The following is a 16,618-nucleotide window of genomic DNA, read 5'->3' on the forward strand; positions in this document are numbered from 1 at the left end:
CTTCATCGTGAACCGGCCCTCCCGGGAGCCCGGCTTTCGCCTGGTGCGCACCGAGGCGCCGGGGCGCACCATCCGCTACGGCATCGAGAGCTATGCGGTACAGGCCCGCCCCGAGGGCGAGCGATACTGAGAGGCTCGGAGCCGCAAGACGGAGCGCGCCGCCATTCCCACGCCACGAGCTTTCACCAGAGGCGGCTGGAGGAGGGCGCGGACGGCCCGCAGGCCGGCGCCATCGCGTGAAGCCCCGAATTCCCGCTCCGAAAGACCACCATGCGCACGCCCCAACGCTCCACCCTGACGCAGTTCCTGATCGAAGAGCGGCGCCGCTTCCCGCACGCCAGCGGCGACTTCAATGCGCTGATCCTCGGCGTGGCGCTGGCCTGCAAGTCCATCGCGCGTGCCGTGGCCCAGGGCGAACTCGCCGGCATGCTCGGCAACCACGCTGCCGATGCTGCAGGGGCCGGCGGCAGCATCAACGTGCAGGGCGAGGTGCAGAAGAAGCTCGACGTCTACAGCAACGAGGCCTTCGTGCGCTTCAACGAATGGGGCGGCCACCTGGCCGGCATGGCCTCGGAGGAGATGGAGCAGCCCTACCAGATCCCGGCCCAGTTCCCGCGTGGCAAGTACCTGCTGGTGTTCGACCCGCTGGACGGCTCGTCGAACATCGACGTGAACGTGTCGGTGGGCAGCATCTTCTCGGTGCTGCGCGCGCCGTCGGCGGGCGAGGGCGCGGCACGCGACGTGACCGAGGCCGACTTCCTGCAGCCCGGCGCGCAGCAGGTCGCCGCGGGTTACGCGCTGTACGGCCCGGCCACCATGCTGGTGCTGAGCGTGGGCACCGGCGTGCACGGCTTCACGCTCGACGCCGACCTGGGCGAATTCATGCTGACCCACCCCAAGCTGCAGGTGCCGGCCGACACGCAGGAGTTCGCCATCAACGCCTCCAACAGCCGCTTCTGGGAGCCGCCGGTCAAGCGCTACGTGGACGAGTGCCTGGCCGGGCGCACCGGCGAGCGCGGCAAGGACTTCAACATGCGCTGGATCGCCTCGATGGTGGCCGAGGCGCATCGCATCCTGATGCGCGGCGGCGTGTTCCTGTACCCGCGCGACAGCAAGGATCCGCGCCAGCCCGGGCGGCTGCGCCTGCTGTACGAGGCGAACCCGGTGGGCTTCCTGATCGAGCAGGCCGGAGGGCGCGCCAGCACCGGGCGCCAGCCGGTGCTGGGCCTGGCGCCGAGCGCGCTGCACCAGCGCGTGGGCCTGGTGTTCGGCTCGCGCCACGAGGTCGAGCGCATCGAGCGCTACCACGCCGAGCCCATGCCCTGCGATGACGCCAGCCCGCTGTTCGCCGAACGCAGCCTGTTCCGGACCTGAGTGCCTATTGCTATGATTTTCATAGCATATAACCAAGGTATTACATGGGCTTCAGGCGCTTTTCACTTGAATCCAGGCGGTGCCGAGCGGTTTGTCAATTCCAGGAGACTCTCCCATGTCCGAACGCCATCCCATCATCTCCATCACCGGCTCGTCCGGCGCCGGCACCACCTCGGTCACGCGCACCTTCGAGAACATCTTCCGGCGCGAAGGGGTGCAGGCCGCGGTGATCGAGGGTGATAGCTTCCACCGCTACGACCGCGCCGAGATGAAGCTCCGGGCGGCCGAGGCCGAGGCCGCGGGCAACGCCCACTTCAGCCATTTCGGCCCGGAGAACAACCTGTTTGCCGAACTGGAGCAACTGTTCCGCTCCTACGCCGAAACCGGCAACGGCATGCGCCGCAAGTATCTGCACGACAGCGACGAGGCCGCGCCCTACCAGCAGCCGCCCGGCACCTTCACGCCCTGGGAGCCGCTGCCCGACGGCACCGACCTGCTGTTCTACGAGGGCCTGCACGGCGGCGTGGTCACCGACACCGTCAACGTCGCGCGCCACCCCGACCTGCTGATCGGCGTGGTGCCCGTGATCAACCTCGAATGGATCCAGAAGCTCTGGCGCGACAAGTCCAAGCGCGGCTACTCCACCGAGGCGGTGACCGACACCATCCTGCGCCGCATGCCCGACTACGTGCACTACATCTGCCCGCAGTTCGCCCACACCCACGTCAACTTCCAGCGCGTGCCTATGGTGGACACCTCCAACCCCTTCATCGCCCGCGAAATCCCAGCGCCGGACGAGAGCATGGTGGTGATCCGCTTCGGCCAGCCCAAGGGCATCGACTTTCCGTATCTGCTCAACATGGTGCACGACTCCTTCATGTCGCGCGCCAACACCATCGTCGTGCCCGGCGGCAAGATGGAACTGGCCATGCAGCTCATCTTCACGCCCTTCATCTGGCGCATGATGGAGCGCCGCCGGCGTGCGCTGGGCGCCCTCTGAGGCCTGCAATACGCAGCTGGGCAAGGCATGACCCCCATGGATACCCCCACCCCGACTCCCGCGGCGCGCCGCTTCGACCTGGTGATGTTCGACCTGGACGGCACGCTGGTCGCGACCGCGCCGGAGATCGCCGATGCGGTGAACGACACCCTGCGCCGCTTCGCGCTGCCCCCGGTGGGCGAGGCGCAGGCCACGCTGTGGATCGGCCACGGCAGCCACCGACTGCTGGCCCAGGCGGTGGCCTCGGCCAGCGGCACCGACGTAGCCGTGGTACGCGCCGCGCCGACCTGGGCGCTGATCGCGGAGGCATTCGACACCTTCTACCGCCAGCGCTGCGGCACGCGCAGCGCGCCGTATCCGCAGGTGCGGCAGACGCTGGACGCCCTGCTCTCCCAGGGCGTGAAGCTGGCCGTGGTCACCAACAAGGAACACCGCCATGCGCAGACCGTGCTGGCCGCACACCATCTGGATGGCCTGTTCGACCTGGTGCTGGGCGGCGACACCGCGCCCGCGCCCAAGCCCGACCCGGGCGGCATCCTGCACTGCCTCGACGTATTCGGCGTGCGCCCCGCACGGGCGCTGTTCGTGGGCGACTCCAGCATCGACGTGGCCGCCGCGCGCAACGCACGGGTGCCGGTCTGGGCGCTGTCCTATGGCTACAACGGCGGCCAGCCGATCCACGCCAGCCGGCCCGAGCGGGTGATCGACGGCCTGGCAGCCCTGCTCGAACCCGGCGCGGACGCCAACCGCATCACACGCGAACCCCCATGACCCTCGAGATCGGCATCAACGGCTTCTTGCGGGCGGCCGTCGCCCTATGAGCACAACGTCGAGGCGGCACGCCCCATCCGCGAGACGGCGCATGCACGGCCGCCAGCGGCATCTGCGATAGCCATGCGGGCTCCAGCGGCCGCTTTCACCATCGGGAGCAACGTATTCCTGCCGTGGGGTCTGCTGGACCGCAGCGACGCGGTTAGCAAGGGCAGCGGAGGGCAACGCATCGTTCCCGTGGTGCGTACGCGATCGAAGGCAGGTTACTGCTTCGCGTACTCGAACTTGGGCAGCGCCTTCAGTGCATCCTTGGTGGCGCCAGGGAGCGTGATCTTGTTCTTCTCGACATGGAACTGATTCACGGGGATGGCAACATCATGCTTGCCCATCCCCAGGAATCCGCCGGCGCCGATGATGGCGTACGACACGGCCTTGTCGGGTGCGACGATGACGTCATCGATCTTCCCCACCGCCTTGCCTTCGTCGTTGTACACGCTCTTTCCCAGAACGGACTTCTTGAGGCTCCAGCCGGTTGCGACGGCCTGGATCTCCGTCGTCGTCACGCCCAAGGTGGTAGCGCCAGCGACAGGCTGCGCCCAGCCCGTCGATGCGAAGCCTGCGACCAGCGCGGTGCCGATCAAACCCATCGTCAATGTCTTGAGACCATGCATAAGAAACCCCAGGTTGTGATTGAAGAAAAAATTCTGTGCCGAAGAAACGCCTCGGCTTGTCAGAGAAGCACCCGACTGTGTCTAGGTCCCAGGCGCGTTACGGCGGCGTTTCCGGCGGTGATCCGGCGCGCGTTGAAATCCCCGAAAGCCTGCGCGAACGTCGTGTGCCGCCCGCGTCCTGGAGAGGGGGGCCTGTAGTGCTTTTTCGGAGTAGCACGCGCCGCCCTGAATCCTCACTCGATGTTCTGCACCTGCTCGCGCATCTGTTCGATCAGCACCTTCATGTCGACCGAGATGCGGGTCAATTCCAGGGCTGCGGACTTGGAGCCCAGGGTGTTGGCTTCGCGGTGCAGTTCCTGGATCAGAAAGTCCAGCCGCTTGCCGGCTTCTCCGCCCTTGGCCAGCAGGCGGTCGATTTCGTCCAGGTGCGAATCCAGGCGGGTGATTTCCTCGGCCACGTCGATGCGGATGGCGAAGGCGGTAGCCTCCGACAGGGCCCGGTCCTGTGCGGCTTCGGGCAGGGTGGCGCCTTCGGCGAGTGCCATGGCCTCGCGCCAGCGCTCCATGAAGCGCTGGCGCTGTTGTTCGACGAGTTGCGGCACCAGCGGCGTGGCCTGCCTGGCGAGGGCGCGCAGTTGCGCCACGCGGTCCTGGAGCATGCTGGCCAGGCGTTCGCCCTCGCGCTGCCGGGCGGACAGCAGGGCCGCGATCGCGCGGTCGGCCAGGGGCAGCAGGGCTTCGGCCCAGTCGCCTTCGGGTGCTTGTTCCGATGCGCCCAGCCGCAGGGCATCGGCCACCGATAGCGGCGCGGCGCTGGGCAGCCAGGCGCGCACCGTGTCCTGCAGCGAGTTCAGGCGCTGCAACAGGCGCACCGAGGGCTCGGGCAGTGTGCCGCTGTCCTGCTCCAGGGCCACGCGCAGTTCGATCTTGCCGCGCTTGAGGCGGGCGGTGAGACGCTCGCGCAGGGCCGGCTCGAACTGGCGCAGTTCGTCCGGCAGCCGGAAGGCGAGGTCGAGAAAGCGGCTGTTGACCGCGCGGATTTCCAGCCCCAGGCGGCGCGCCGCGGCGTGGCGGCCAGTACCCTCGGCCTCGCTGGCGGGGGCGCCATGCTGCACGCTGGCGTAACCGGTCATGCTGTAAACTGGCATGTCGTTCATTGATCGTTGGAAGACTCCCGAGAATACCTGGGGATTGCCCGCGCCCGCGAAACGCTCTGGCCGCTTTTGCATCCTCCCTCCTGCTCCCCGCATGACCAAGACCAAGCCGGCGCCGTTGCCGCCCGATTCGGTGATCGGCGGATACCGCGTGGTACGCCGCCTTTCGGCGGGGGGATTCGGCATTGTCTACCTTGCGCGCGACGGCGAGGGCCAGCAGGTGGCGATCAAGGAGTACCTGCCCGCGTCGCTCGCCACGCGGGCCGCGGATGACCTGCTGCCCAAGGTGCCCGCCGAGAAACTCTCGCTCTACCGCCTGGGCCTGAAGAGCTTCTTCGAAGAGGGGCGGGCCCTGGCGCAGATCGCGCATCCGTCGGTGGTGAGCGTTCTCAACTTCTTCCGCGAGAACGAGACCGTCTACATGGTGATGAACTACCTGGAGGGCGACACGCTGCAGGATTTCATCATCACCGCGCGCGAGCAGAAGTTGCCCAAGGTGTTCCGCGAATCCACCATCCGCTCGCTGTTCGACGAGGTGCTGCGGGGGCTGCGCATCGTCCACCAGCACAAGATGCTGCACCTGGACATCAAGCCGGCCAACATCTTCATCACCGACGACAACAAGGCCGTGCTGATCGACTTCGGCGCGGCGCGCGAGGTGCTCAGCAAAGAGAACCACTTCGTGCGTCCGATGTACACGCCCGGTTTTGCGGCGCCCGAGATGTACAAGCGCGATGCGGCGCTCGGCCCCTGGACCGACATCTACGCGGTCGGCGCCTGCATCTACGCCTGCATGCAGGGCTATCCGCCCAACGACGTGCCGCAGCGCCAGGACAAGGACCGCCTTGCGCTGGCCCTTTCGCGGTTGCGCGGGGTCTATTCCGACCATCTGATCGAGATGGTCCGTTGGTGCATGGCGCTGGACCCGACGGCGCGGCCCCAGTCGGTGTTTGCATTGCAGAAGGAACTCGGCCGCCCGGTGGAGCGGCGCTACACGCGCCTGTCGGTGGGTGAGCGGGTCAGGCTGCGGCTCGATGCCCTGGTGTCCGATGGGCGCAAGCGGGCCGTGCTGCGCAAGCCGCCACGCGGCAGTGGTTTCGAGGCGCCGGTGCAATGAAGTTCTCCGTCTTCCAGGTCAGCCGCAAGGGCGGCCGCGAGCTCAACGAAGACCGCATGGGCTACTGCTATACGCGGCAGGCCGGGCTGTTCGTGCTGGCCGACGGCATGGGCGGGCATCCCGAGGGCGAGGTGGCCGCGCAACTGGCGCTGCAGACGGTGTCTGCGCTGTTCCAGCGCCATGCCAAGCCGGGGCTGGCCGACGTGCCGGGCTTTCTGGCCGACGCGGTGATGGCCGCGCACCGGCAACTGATGCGCTATGCCTCGTCCAAGGGGCTGCTGGATTCGCCGCGCACCACGCTGGTGGTGGCCGTGCTGCAGGACCGGCAGGCCACCTGGGTCCACTGCGGCGACTCGCGCCTGTACCTGGTGCGCAATGGCAGCTTGGTGACGCGCACGCGCGACCACTCGTACACCGAGCGCCAGGAACTCACCTCGTTCCTCCCGCAGCAGTCCAACCGCAACGTGCTGTTCACCTGCCTGGGCTCGCCCACCCGGCCCCTGTTCGACGTGTCGGAGCCCCTGCCGCTGCACGGCGGCGACCGCATTCTGCTGTGCTCCGACGGGCTCTGGGACATGCTGAGCGATGACGAGATCGTCGGCGTGCTCGGCGCGCACCCGGTGGCCTCGGCCGTGCCCGAGCTGGTCGAGCGCGCGCTGCGCAATGCCGGGCCGAGCAGCGACAACGTCACCGCCGTGGCGCTCGAGTGGGAGGCGCCCGACTTCGAGCCCACGCGCGGCATTTCCACCGACACCATCGGCGATGGCGTCTTCGCCTCGACCATCCAGGCCGGCGTGCCCGACGGCTCGGCCGACGATCTGGACGATGCCGCCATCGAGCGCTCCATCGCCGAGATCAACGAGGCCATACGCCGCTCGGCGCAGCGGCGGCTCTGAACCTTTGCACTTTCCTCTCCGGACCACCATGAGCGACTCCACGGGCAGCACGGCTGCCGCCTCCCCCTATGTCCGCAGCGGCCGCGCCGCCGATGCCCTGCGCCCGGTGCGCATCACACGCGGCTACACCATCCATGCCGAAGGCTCGGTGCTGATCGAATTCGGCAACACCCGCGTGCTGTGCACCGCCTCGGTCGAGGAAAAGGTGCCGCCGCACAAGCGCGGCTCCGGCGAAGGCTGGGTCACGGCGGAATACGGCATGCTGCCGCGCTCCACCCACACCCGCAGCGACCGCGAGGCCGCGCGCGGCAAGCAGAGCGGCCGCACGCAGGAGATCCAGCGCCTGATCGGCCGCTCGCTGCGCGCCGTGTTCGACCTGAAGGCGCTGGGCGAGCGCACCATCCACCTCGACTGCGACGTGCTGCAGGCCGACGGCGGCACGCGCACCGCGGCCATCACCGGCGCCTTCGTTGCGGCGCAGGACGCCGTCGACAAGCTCATGGCGCAAAGCCTGCTGTCGGCCTCGCCGATCCGCGAGCACGTGGCCGCGATCTCGGTCGGCATCGTCGATGGCGTGCCGCTGCTCGATCTGGAATACGTCGAAGACGCCGGCTGCGACACCGACATGAACGTCGTCATGACCGGCGCCGGCCGCTACATCGAGGTGCAGGGCACGGCCGAGGGCGCGGCCTTCACCCGCGCCGAGATGGACCGCCTGCTCGCGCTGGCCGAAAAGGGCATCGCCGAACTGGTGCTGCTGCAACGGCAATCGCTATCTAATTAATAGCTAATAGCCCAGGTACTACCTGGGCTACAGCCATTTTTTACCATGAAAATCGTACTTGCATCCAACAACCGGGGCAAACTGGCGGAACTGCAGGAGTTGTTCGCGCCGCTGGGCGTGGAGCTGCTGCGCCAGGGCGACCTGTCCATTCCCGAGGCCGACGAGCCGCACCGCACCTTCGTCGAGAACGCGCTGGCCAAGGCCCGCCACGCCGCGCACGTCAGCGGCCTGCCGGCCATTGCCGACGACGCCGGCCTGTGCGTCGAGGCCTTTGGCGGCCTGCCCGGCGTGGACACCGCCTTCTACGCCATGCAGTTCGGCTACCCCAAGAGCGACCAGAACAACGTGCGCGCCCTGCTCGAACAGATGGCCGGCGTGGACGACCGCCGCGCCGCCATGGTCAGCACCCTGGTGGGCGTGCGCCGCGTGGACGATCCGGAGCCCCTGATCGCCTCCGGCCGCGTGACCGGCGAGATCACGCGCGAGCCGATGGGGGAGGGCGGTTTCGGCTTCGATCCGGTGATGTTCCTCCCCTGCTTCGGCAAGACCTTTGCCCAACTCCCGGCCGAGGTCAAGAACGCCAACAGCCACCGTGGCATCGCCGCGCGGCAGATGCTCGCCCTGGTGCGCGAACGCTGGATGGCATGACGTTCTTCCCCTGGCCTGCCCATGGCGTGTGGGCGGAGCGGCCACAGTGACGCACCCGCCCTCCATCCCTATCGCGCCGGCAGCCGCGCCAGCGCCCAGAAGCCTGCCGGATCTGCAGCACTACATGCGCCCCGGCACCTTGCAACTGGGCGCGCTGCCGCCGCTGTCGCTCTACGTGCACCTGCCCTGGTGCCTCAGGAAGTGCCCCTACTGCGACTTCAACTCGCACGAACTGCGCGAGGGCGGCCGTGCCGTGCCCGAGCAGCGCTATGTCGACGCGCTCGTGGCCGACCTGGAGAGCGCGCTGCCGCTGATCTGGGGCCGCACGGTGCACAGCGTGTTCTTTGGCGGCGGCACGCCCAGCCTGTTCTCGCCCGAGGCCATCGAACGCCTGATCAGCGCCATCCGCGCGCGGCTGCGCCTGGCGGCCGATGCCGAGATCACGCTCGAGGCCAACCCTGGCACCTTCGAGCGTGACCGCTTCCGCGCCTTCCGTGCCGCCGGCGTCACGCGCCTGTCGGTCGGCGTACAAAGCTTCCACGACGCCCACCTGCAGGCCCTGGGCCGCGTGCACGACCGCGCCCAGGCCCTGGCCGCGGTGGAAGAGGCCGCGGCATCGTTCGACACCTTCAACCTCGACCTGATGTACGCGCTGCCGGGCCAGAGCATGGCTCAGTTGGAGGACGACGTGGCCACCGCCCTGGCGCTCGGGCCGCCGCACATCTCGATCTACCACCTCAGCATCGAGCCCAACACCTACTTCGCCAAGTTCCCGCCCGTGGTGCCCGAGGACGACACCGCCTACGCCATGCTCGACCACATCACCGAGATGACCGCGGCGGCCGGCCTGGCGCGCTACGAGATATCGGCCTACGCCCGGCCCGGCCACGGCTGCCTGCACAACCTCAACTACTGGCAGTTCGGCGACTACCTGGGCATTGGCGCCGGCGCGCACGGCAAGCTCAGCTTTGCCCACCGCGTCGTGCGCCAGGTGCGCGTGCGCGAGCCGGCCTTGTACATGGAGCGCGCCCTGGCCGGCAACGCCCTCGCGCAGGAGCACGAGGTCAAGCGCGCCGAACTGCCGTTCGAATTCATGCTCAACGCCCTGCGCCTGCGCGAAGGCTTCCTGCTGCAGGACTTCACCGAGCGCACCGGCCTGTCCCTGGCCGCTATCGGCCCCGCGCTGGAAGAGGCCGAGCGCCGCGGCCTGCTGCAGCGTGACCTGCGGCGCGCCTGGCCTACCGAGCGCGGCTTTGATTTCCTCAACGACCTGCAGTCGCTGTTCCTGGCCGATTGAGGGCCGGCGCGGGCCGTTAGAATCGACCGCTCCTCTTCCGGAAGCGTGGCAGAGCGGTTGAATGCACCGGTCTTGAAAACCGGCGATGTTTTACGACATCCGTGAGTTCGAATCTCACCGCTTCCGCCAGTAGGCGCATGAACAAGCGCCAGATCAGGTGCCGGCGGTTTTCCCGTCTGCCGATGGCTCACATTCAGAGCCCGTTGCTTCATCCAACTTCGCTCTGATGGTTGGCACGGTGCAACTTCTCCCCGACTCACCTCGCCAGCGTGGATGCGACCTATGGCGACGCTGAACAAGTCCCCGCGTTGGCGCGCGCCCTGGTGTGGGATGGGATGCAAGGCGCACACCGCAGCCATGGTGAGGATTTGCAACGCCGCAGACCGCCCGCAGCAGGAATGCGCGACATGCGAGGGTCTGGTTCAGCGTTGCCCTATGGTGCCCTGCGTCGCCTTTTCAGCGGCTGCGAGCGGATCGCCGGATCGATCAGAACTTGTGCGTGATGCCCAGGCCAAAGCCGGAAGCGGTCTGCCCGGCTGCCATGCCCGGAATGCTGTTGGCCGACAGGTTGTACGTGGCCGTCTTGCCGTTGGAAATGCGGGTGTAGGCGGCCCACAGGTCCGTGCGCTTGGACATGTTGTACACATAGCCCAGCGATATCTGCTTTGCGCCCGAGTCCGTGCCTGGGATGCCAATGCCGCCCAGCGGTTTGTCATAGTTGCCGCTGGCGGAGTGCGCCTTCACGAAGGAAGCCATCAAGCCGTGCCGCTCGGTGAGCTTGTGCGTCACGGCGATCTGCCAAGCATTGCGGTTGAGCGTTCGGCCCGGTGCGGGCTCGTAGCTCAGGCGCTCGAAGCTGCCGCGAACGCGCGTTGGCCCGAAGGAGTAGGCCAGGCCGAGGCGGTGCGCCTCATCCAGGCTCCCGCCGTAGAAGTAGGACCGGTGCTGTTCATAGCCCCATGCGGCGTAGAGCGGGCCGTCCGTGTAGGTCAGCAATCCGCTGAACATGCGCGGGTTCGCGGTGGCGGTTTTCTCCTCCGGCATCTCGAATGCAAGGCGGACTTCGAAGTTGTTCAGCATGGGCGACCAATACTGCAGCAGGTTGGGTGCGCGACGGTCGAAAGAGGTAGGTGAAACCGCGTTCGGGGCCGTCGCGAAGCCGTTGCCCATGATGGAGTTGGAAGCAAAGATCCCTGCCGTGAACGGGTCGATTGCATACACGGACACGAAGCGCAGCGGTGTCTCCCACTGGCCCATCACGATCTGCCCCGCGCTGGTCTTCAGGCCAATGCCGGTATTGCGCCCGCCCCATGGACCGTCGCCAGTGTCGACCCGGACGTTGGTTTCGATCTGCGCCCACACTGACGTTCCACCACCCAGGTCTTCACGGACACGAAAGCCCAGGACCGACAGATTGTTCGACAGCCGGTTGATCGAAGAGCCGGGCGGCTGCACGCCGGAGCCGCCACTGAGGCGCACGCGCTCCACGTCCGCCTTGAGAAAGCCGTAGATCGTGGCGGAGTTTCCGCTGCCGTTGGTCTGCGCCTGGGCGCTGGCGGCCATGGGCAGAGCGGCAGCGCACGACATGCCGGCTGCCAGCAGAGTGGCGCGCGGGGTAGTTCTCATGAGATCTCCTGATCATGAATTGGAAATAAATACATACTACATTTTTGGTATACCAAAAATATTAAGTAAATTCATTTATTGATTTATGAATACATAAGATGTATTGGAGGCCTTGGGTCCTGGAGCCTCAGCGCAGGCCGTGCAGCCAGGCTAAGCACGGCGCCTGGAGCCGCCGGTCCCGCTCAATAGCCCTCGTGCTGCGGGAAGGGCTTGGAAGCGGGGCCCAGGATGGGTTCGCCCAGCAGCGGCGAAGACAGCGCGTACGCACCGTTTTCGGTGAACGCCCACATGATGTTGCGGTCGTACTCGGTGTACATGGCGAGCACGCCCTTGCCCAGCGTGTACTTGGGCAACTGAGTTTCGTCCGCGAGCGGCGGCACGAAATAGCCGGCGATCTTCGGATGGGCCGGGTCGGTCACGTCAAACATCTGCACGCCGGCGTTGTAGAAGGAGTACGGGATGATCTTCTGGCGCCACTTTCCCGGCTGGCCGATTGCATTGGAGCGCTTGGGGCCGAAGTTGCCGCCGCGCTGGCAGAAATCGGTGTAGGGCGCGCCTTCGGGCGGCGTGGGGCGCGGCAGCGTGGTCACGACCTTCATCTTCGCTGGGTCCTTCGCATTGACCACGAAGATGTCCTTGTAGGGCTCGTAGCAATCACGGTTCATCGGATAGCCGCTGGTGAACACGTAGCCTGTGCGCTCGTACTGGCTTACGTCGGCATTGTCGTACTCGGTGCCCGCGAACGAGGGGGGCGTGTTCACGCTGCCCAGGATCTTGGGCGCGGCGGGGTTGGACAGGTCGAATGACCAGAGGCCCAGCCCCCCCATCGCGCCAAAGCCGATCTTGCCGCCGTTCTCAAGAGGCTTGGGCAGGAAGATCGGAATGCGTGCACCCATCCAAGAGGTGCGATTGCCTGCACGTGGGTTCTGCAGGTACGCAAAGACGCTGTCCTTGTCGTCTACCACCTGGCCGGGCACGGTGATCTGCGAGACAAACTTGGGATCCGCCGGATCCGACATATCCCACACTTGATAGCCGGGCGAATATAGGTAGTTCGGGTACTCGGTGAGCGCATAGCTGTCGTTGGGAGCGGCGGCCAGGAGCATGTACTTGCCGCCATAGTATTCCGGCGCGTCGAGCGAACCAGAGCCTTGCTGCTGGCCGATGGGCGCGTCAGGGTGCTCATAGTCGGTGGTGCGTGTGGCCAGCAGTTTCCAGTCGCTCGGCAGCGGGCCGTTCATCTCGAAAACCTTGAAGCCCTTGAGCGAGTTGTAGCTGCGCTGCGCGGCCACCTTGTCGGGCTGCTCCATCTTCTGCGTCATCAGGCCATAGCGGCCGATTTCGTAGGAGGCCACCATCACCGGCTTGTTCAGCTTCTTGCTCCACGCGATGGTTGCGCCACCCAGGTAGTCCGTGACGGTGTTGGCGTCCCAGCGCTCGCTGCCGCCCTTGGGGCCCCACACGGCACCTTTGGAGTAGACCACCTTGGCTTGTGCGGGATCGGTCACGTCCATGATGCGCAGGTAATCGCGGTCATGGATGTAGAGGTAGCGCTTGCCTCCGAAGTCGATGATGTTGTTCCAGGCATGGAATGGCGAGCCCACGCCTTCATAGAAAGCCAGCACCTTCACGTTCTTGGTGAAGGTGGATTTGTCCCAGTGGTCGAGCATGCCGGGGAAGGGCTGGCCCTTGTGGACTTCGGGCGTGGCCTTGGGCCAGATGAACTCGCCCGTCTTGGGGTTCATGCCGTAGTCGATGCCGGCCTTGAGGTCCTTGGGTGTGCGGTCGGGCGTGGCGGTGAGCCACTTGGCCAGCCAGGGGTCCTTCACACTGGGCGTGCCGGGGATGTGCTGGCTGTCCGCCGACGGTTGGGCTCCGGCCGCGGCGGAGCTGCCCTGCGCAAATGCCGCGGAGCTCAGCGCGGCGGCGAGCACGGCGGCAATGGCGATGCGGGTGCGTGGTTGTTGGAAACTCATGATGCAATACCCTTTCGAAAAATGAAACACTCAGGCGTCAGAACGCATGACGGATGCCGAACGCGATGCCCGTGGGGCTCTGGCCGGCCGAAGGGGAGGCGGTCCAGGTCACGGGGTAGGCGAGCTTGACGTCCTTCTTGTTCTTCACGTGGGATGCGAGCAGATACAGGTCGGTTCGCTTGGACAAACCATAGGTGTAGCCCAGCGTCAGACCGTTTGCGGTGCCGATGTCCTTGTTGTTGTCGTCCTCGCGGTGCACGAAGCTGGCATGCACGCGGTTCCTGCTGTCGATGGCCCAGCGCACGCCAAGCTGGGCGTCCCAGCCCTTGGAGGTGAAGCCCACATACGGGGGGTAGGCGTAGTAGCCGTCGTATGTGTGGAAGATGAATGTGGGCTCTATGCCGCCGATGCGATAGACGGCGGAGAGATAGTTGTCGCGCGAGTCATGGATTGCCGTCTTGTTGAAGACGTCGCGCGTGTAGGCCTTTTCGCTCGCAAAGCCCAGGAATAGCGGGCCGTTGCGGTATTCGACGGCGGCGCTGATGAAGCGGCCATCCTTGGTCGCGTCCTCCTTGCCGAACGAGTACATCAGGCGGCCGGTGACGCCGCCGAAGCTGGGCGTCTTGTACTGAACGGCATTGTCCACGCGGTAGGACGCATAGAAGAACTCCATGCTGTTGACCATGCTGTAAGACGATGCCCAGTTGGGATCCGCGTAGCCGGCTACCCAGAATGAAGGCGTGAACTGGCGACCCAGGGTCACGTCGCCCCAGTCGCCGCGCATGCCGACGAACGATTGGCGGAACTGCGAGTTCAGCGTGCCGGTGTCGGCGGAGAACATCGGCTCGATCGTGAAGTAGGCTTTGTTCGCACCGCCCAAGTCTTCCTGGCCGCTGATGTTGAATCGCGAGTTGTTCAGGCCGCCGCTGCTGATGCGCTTGAGGGATCCGTTGGTGCCCGAATTCTTGAGGTATTCGAGGTTCAGGTCGACGAAGCCCGAGAGCTTCACCTCGGATGCGGCGAAGGCTGTGCCTCCCCCGAGCAGCAGCGCCGCTGCGGCAGTGGTTCTGATTTTCATGAAAAGTCTCCGGTGGGTTGCGGGTTCTATGCGTGTGTTCTGTGTTCTCGGAAGACGCTAGGCGTCTCCTTCTTCATCGCTTCTTCGAAGTGTCTCGGGCGCTTTGCAATGCCCTCGATCCTTGGGCCTCTTCCTCCTCTTGGGTGCATTCATTCGCCTGCCGCAGGGGCACATGGCTCGCTGCCGGCCTCAGAGCATCGTGAATTCGGTGTGTGATCAATCGAATACTCCAATATCTATAGGTGTACCAAAAAAATATATGGTGTACAACAATATATGCAATGCAGGCGCCAGAAACTAGTGGAAACGAGGGGGCAAGAAGCAACTGGTCCTGGCCGCGAGCGGCATGAGCGCCACGCGACATACGGCTCGATTGGGGCCTCGCGCGGAGCTTCAAGCGACGCCGCGACACATTGCAGCAGTTGCGCAGCGCTCGATCGAGTGCTTTGGGGTGGGGTCTTGAAGACGCGCCAGAGTTTTACGTAAGCGCGCTTCTGGTGTACCGGGATGGTTCAGGCGCGTGAAGAAGCGCCGGCCAGAACAGCATCACCCTCCCCGGTGATGCGGTCCTGCTGGTCGGCAATGGAGGCGGTCAGCTAGTCTTACTGCGTTTTTGACACGGTAAGACTAGTCAAGAAATCAGTCTGCGAGCTTGAAGAACCTGCGGGCATTGCTGTGGAGAATGGCGCTTCGCTGCGCGGTGCCGAGGAAGGGAGCGTCCTGCACCAGCGAGCCTATGCGCTGCTCGCCCAGGGGGTAGGGATAGTCCGAGCCCAGCATGACGTTGTCGGTGCTCATGACGTCCACCAGCAGCCTCAGCGCGCCCGGGTCGAACACGGCGGAGTCCACGTGCAGGCGGCGTGCATACTCGGAGGGCGGGCGAGGGCAATCCTTGCGCACGATGTCGCGGTTTTTCCAGGCGTTGTCGGCGCGGCCGAGCAGATAGGCGAAGCTGCCGCCGCCATGCGCGAAGCAGATCCTGAGCGACTCGGGGATGCGCTCCAGTGCGCCGGAGAGAATCAGCGACAGCATGCTGAGCTGCGTCTCGGCGGCCATGGTCACGAGCCAGGGCAACATCCATTGCTGCATACGGCCTGGGCTGCCCATCATGTCCCAGGGGTGTTCCAGGACCGGAATGTTGTTCTCGGCGCAATGGATCAGGAAGTTCACGATGTCGGGATGGTCCATGTCCTTGTCGCCGACGTGGTTGCCTATCTGCACACCGATGCAACCCATCTTCACCGCACGTGAGGCTTCCGCGCAGGCAAGTTCGAGGTCTTGCAGCGGCACCTGCGCCAGCGCCTTGAAGCGCGTGGGATGCGCAGCACAAAAGGCCACCGCCTTCTCATTCATCTGCGCGGACCAGTCCGCAGCCTTGCGGGCATCCCATGAGTATCCGAACATGACAGGCGTGGCGCAGACGATCTGCAGGTCGATGCCCTGCTGGTCCAGTTCCTTCAGGCGGAAGTCAGGGTCCCACAACGCCTGGTAGACGGGGCGGAACGATCTGTCGCCGACCATGATCTGGCCCTCGCAGGCACCGGGCTCCACCGCGAGCCATGGGGCGATTTCGGGGTCGAAGGATGCAGCCTCCTTTCGCGTGATGCGCGGAAAGAAGTGCGAGTGCATGTCGATCATGCGGCTACCCTTTGCGCACTATTGACTTTGGATGTCGCCAGTTGCCGGTGCCAAGCCTTGTAGTCGCGCCCGGGGTGCACGGTGCCGCAGTTCGTGCAGGTGCGCTCCTGGTCGCTCGTGGCATAGAAGCGCTCGTAAACGGGTGGCAGATCGTTCACGATGCTCTGCAGCACGACCTCGCTGCGCTTGATGAGGTTGGCGCAGCAGGCGCAGTTCCATTGGAAAGCATCCTGCTCGCCATGAGCCCGAACGTGCTCGATCACAAGGCACAGGCTGCCCGCCTCGGGGCGCTGCGGCGAGTGCAGCACGTGCTTGGGAAGCAGGAAAACGTCGCCTTCGCGCAGGTCCACGCGTTCGTACTGGCCACGGTCGAGAATCACGAGATGCGCGTTGCCCTTGAACTGATAGAAGAACTCCTCGATGGGGTCGTCGTGGAAGTCCGAGCGGCCGTTGGGGCCGCCTACGATGGTGACCATGAAGTCCCCATCCTTCCACACCTGTGCGTTGTTGACCGGCGGCTTGAGCAGATGCTTGTTGTCATCGATCCAGCGCTGGAAATTCAGTGCGCGTCCGTACTTGAGCATGATG

General features: G+C 65.7%; 15 protein-coding genes, 1 tRNA gene and 1 pseudogene. 10 read left to right on the forward strand and 7 right to left on the reverse strand.

From position 1 onward, the window contains the following. The 4 genes and pseudogenes from JHD63_RS12640 to JHD63_RS12655 form a co-directional block, all read left to right on the forward strand. Window positions 1-130, forward strand: a pseudogene (locus JHD63_RS12640) (ribulose bisphosphate carboxylase small subunit); the annotation flags it as partial. Window positions 131-270: 140 nt separating this feature from the next. Continuing rightward, entirely contained in the window at window positions 271-1,374 is a 1,104-nt protein-coding gene (locus JHD63_RS12645; RefSeq protein WP_198971100.1) for a class 1 fructose-bisphosphatase, read from the forward strand. A gap of 115 nt (window positions 1,375-1,489) precedes the next feature. Next, a complete protein-coding gene (locus JHD63_RS12650) occupies window positions 1,490-2,374 on the forward strand; it encodes a phosphoribulokinase (protein ID WP_198971101.1) in 885 nt (294 codons plus the stop codon). 36 nt (window positions 2,375-2,410) lie between these two features. Continuing rightward, the gene (locus JHD63_RS12655; protein WP_198971102.1) at window positions 2,411-3,145 is read left to right on the forward strand and encodes an HAD-IA family hydrolase; all 735 of its coding nucleotides are present in this window, start codon (window positions 2,411-2,413) and stop codon (window positions 3,143-3,145) included. A gap of 263 nt (window positions 3,146-3,408) precedes the next feature. On the opposite strand, the gene JHD63_RS12660 is transcribed toward JHD63_RS12655, so the two are convergent. Together JHD63_RS12660 and JHD63_RS12665 are read right to left on the reverse strand one after the other, a co-directional pair. Then, window positions 3,409-3,816 (reverse strand): PRC-barrel domain-containing protein, encoded by a 408-nt coding sequence (locus JHD63_RS12660; protein ID WP_198971103.1) that lies wholly within the window; start codon window positions 3,814-3,816, stop codon window positions 3,409-3,411. 233 nt (window positions 3,817-4,049) lie between these two features. Continuing rightward, window positions 4,050-4,964 (reverse strand): YicC/YloC family endoribonuclease, encoded by a 915-nt coding sequence (locus tag JHD63_RS12665; RefSeq protein WP_198971104.1) that lies wholly within the window; start codon window positions 4,962-4,964, stop codon window positions 4,050-4,052. Between the two features lie 100 nt (window positions 4,965-5,064). Here JHD63_RS12665 and JHD63_RS12670 point away from each other — a divergent pair, with 100 nt between their 5' ends. From JHD63_RS12670 to JHD63_RS12695, 6 genes are all read left to right on the forward strand, one after another. Next, on the forward strand, window positions 5,065-6,087 hold the full coding sequence (locus JHD63_RS12670) for a serine/threonine protein kinase (RefSeq protein ID WP_198971105.1): 1,023 nt from the start codon (window positions 5,065-5,067) through the stop codon (window positions 6,085-6,087). Further along, window positions 6,084-6,983 (forward strand): PP2C family protein-serine/threonine phosphatase, encoded by a 900-nt coding sequence (locus JHD63_RS12675; protein WP_198971106.1) that lies wholly within the window; start codon window positions 6,084-6,086, stop codon window positions 6,981-6,983. The genes JHD63_RS12670 and JHD63_RS12675 overlap by 4 nt, the downstream gene beginning before the upstream one ends. A gap of 28 nt (window positions 6,984-7,011) precedes the next feature. Continuing rightward, on the forward strand, window positions 7,012-7,767 hold the full coding sequence (gene rph, locus JHD63_RS12680) for a ribonuclease PH (RefSeq protein ID WP_198971107.1): 756 nt from the start codon (window positions 7,012-7,014) through the stop codon (window positions 7,765-7,767). Between the two features lie 45 nt (window positions 7,768-7,812). Continuing rightward, window positions 7,813-8,415, forward strand: coding sequence for an RdgB/HAM1 family non-canonical purine NTP pyrophosphatase (rdgB, locus tag JHD63_RS12685; protein WP_198971108.1), 603 nt, complete (start codon window positions 7,813-7,815; stop codon window positions 8,413-8,415). A 124-nt stretch (window positions 8,416-8,539) separates the two neighbouring features. Then, on the forward strand, window positions 8,540-9,712 hold the full coding sequence (gene hemW / locus JHD63_RS12690) for a radical SAM family heme chaperone HemW (RefSeq protein WP_233168062.1): 1,173 nt from the start codon (window positions 8,540-8,542) through the stop codon (window positions 9,710-9,712). A gap of 39 nt (window positions 9,713-9,751) precedes the next feature. Then, a tRNA-Ser gene (locus tag JHD63_RS12695) sits at window positions 9,752-9,841 on the forward strand. Between the two features lie 357 nt (window positions 9,842-10,198). On the opposite strand, the gene JHD63_RS12700 is transcribed toward JHD63_RS12695, so the two are convergent. From JHD63_RS12700 to JHD63_RS12720, 5 genes are all read right to left on the reverse strand, one after another. Next, window positions 10,199-11,338, reverse strand: a complete 1,140-nt coding sequence (locus JHD63_RS12700) for a porin (protein WP_370590497.1) — start codon at window positions 11,336-11,338, stop codon at window positions 10,199-10,201. A 182-nt stretch (window positions 11,339-11,520) separates the two neighbouring features. Beyond that, the gene (locus JHD63_RS12705) at window positions 11,521-13,314 is read right to left on the reverse strand and encodes a hypothetical protein (protein ID WP_198971110.1); all 1,794 of its coding nucleotides are present in this window, start codon (window positions 13,312-13,314) and stop codon (window positions 11,521-11,523) included. Window positions 13,315-13,351: 37 nt separating this feature from the next. Continuing rightward, window positions 13,352-14,392, reverse strand: coding sequence for a porin (locus tag JHD63_RS12710; protein ID WP_198971111.1), 1,041 nt, complete (start codon window positions 14,390-14,392; stop codon window positions 13,352-13,354). 639 nt (window positions 14,393-15,031) lie between these two features. Further along, window positions 15,032-16,030: an amidohydrolase family protein gene (locus JHD63_RS12715; RefSeq protein WP_198971112.1), complete on the reverse strand. Its 999-nt coding sequence runs from the start codon at window positions 16,028-16,030 to the stop codon at window positions 15,032-15,034. Next, a complete protein-coding gene (locus JHD63_RS12720; RefSeq protein ID WP_198971113.1) occupies window positions 16,027-16,614 on the reverse strand; it encodes a 3-hydroxyanthranilate 3,4-dioxygenase in 588 nt (195 codons plus the stop codon). Before JHD63_RS12720 ends, JHD63_RS12715 begins: the two co-directional genes overlap by 4 nt. Window positions 16,615-16,618 lie beyond the last annotated feature (4 nt).

Origin of the sequence: Xylophilus sp. ASV27 (genome assembly GCF_016428875.1) — a bacterium.
In the GTDB taxonomy this organism is placed as follows: domain Bacteria; phylum Pseudomonadota; class Gammaproteobacteria; order Burkholderiales; family Burkholderiaceae_C; genus Xylophilus.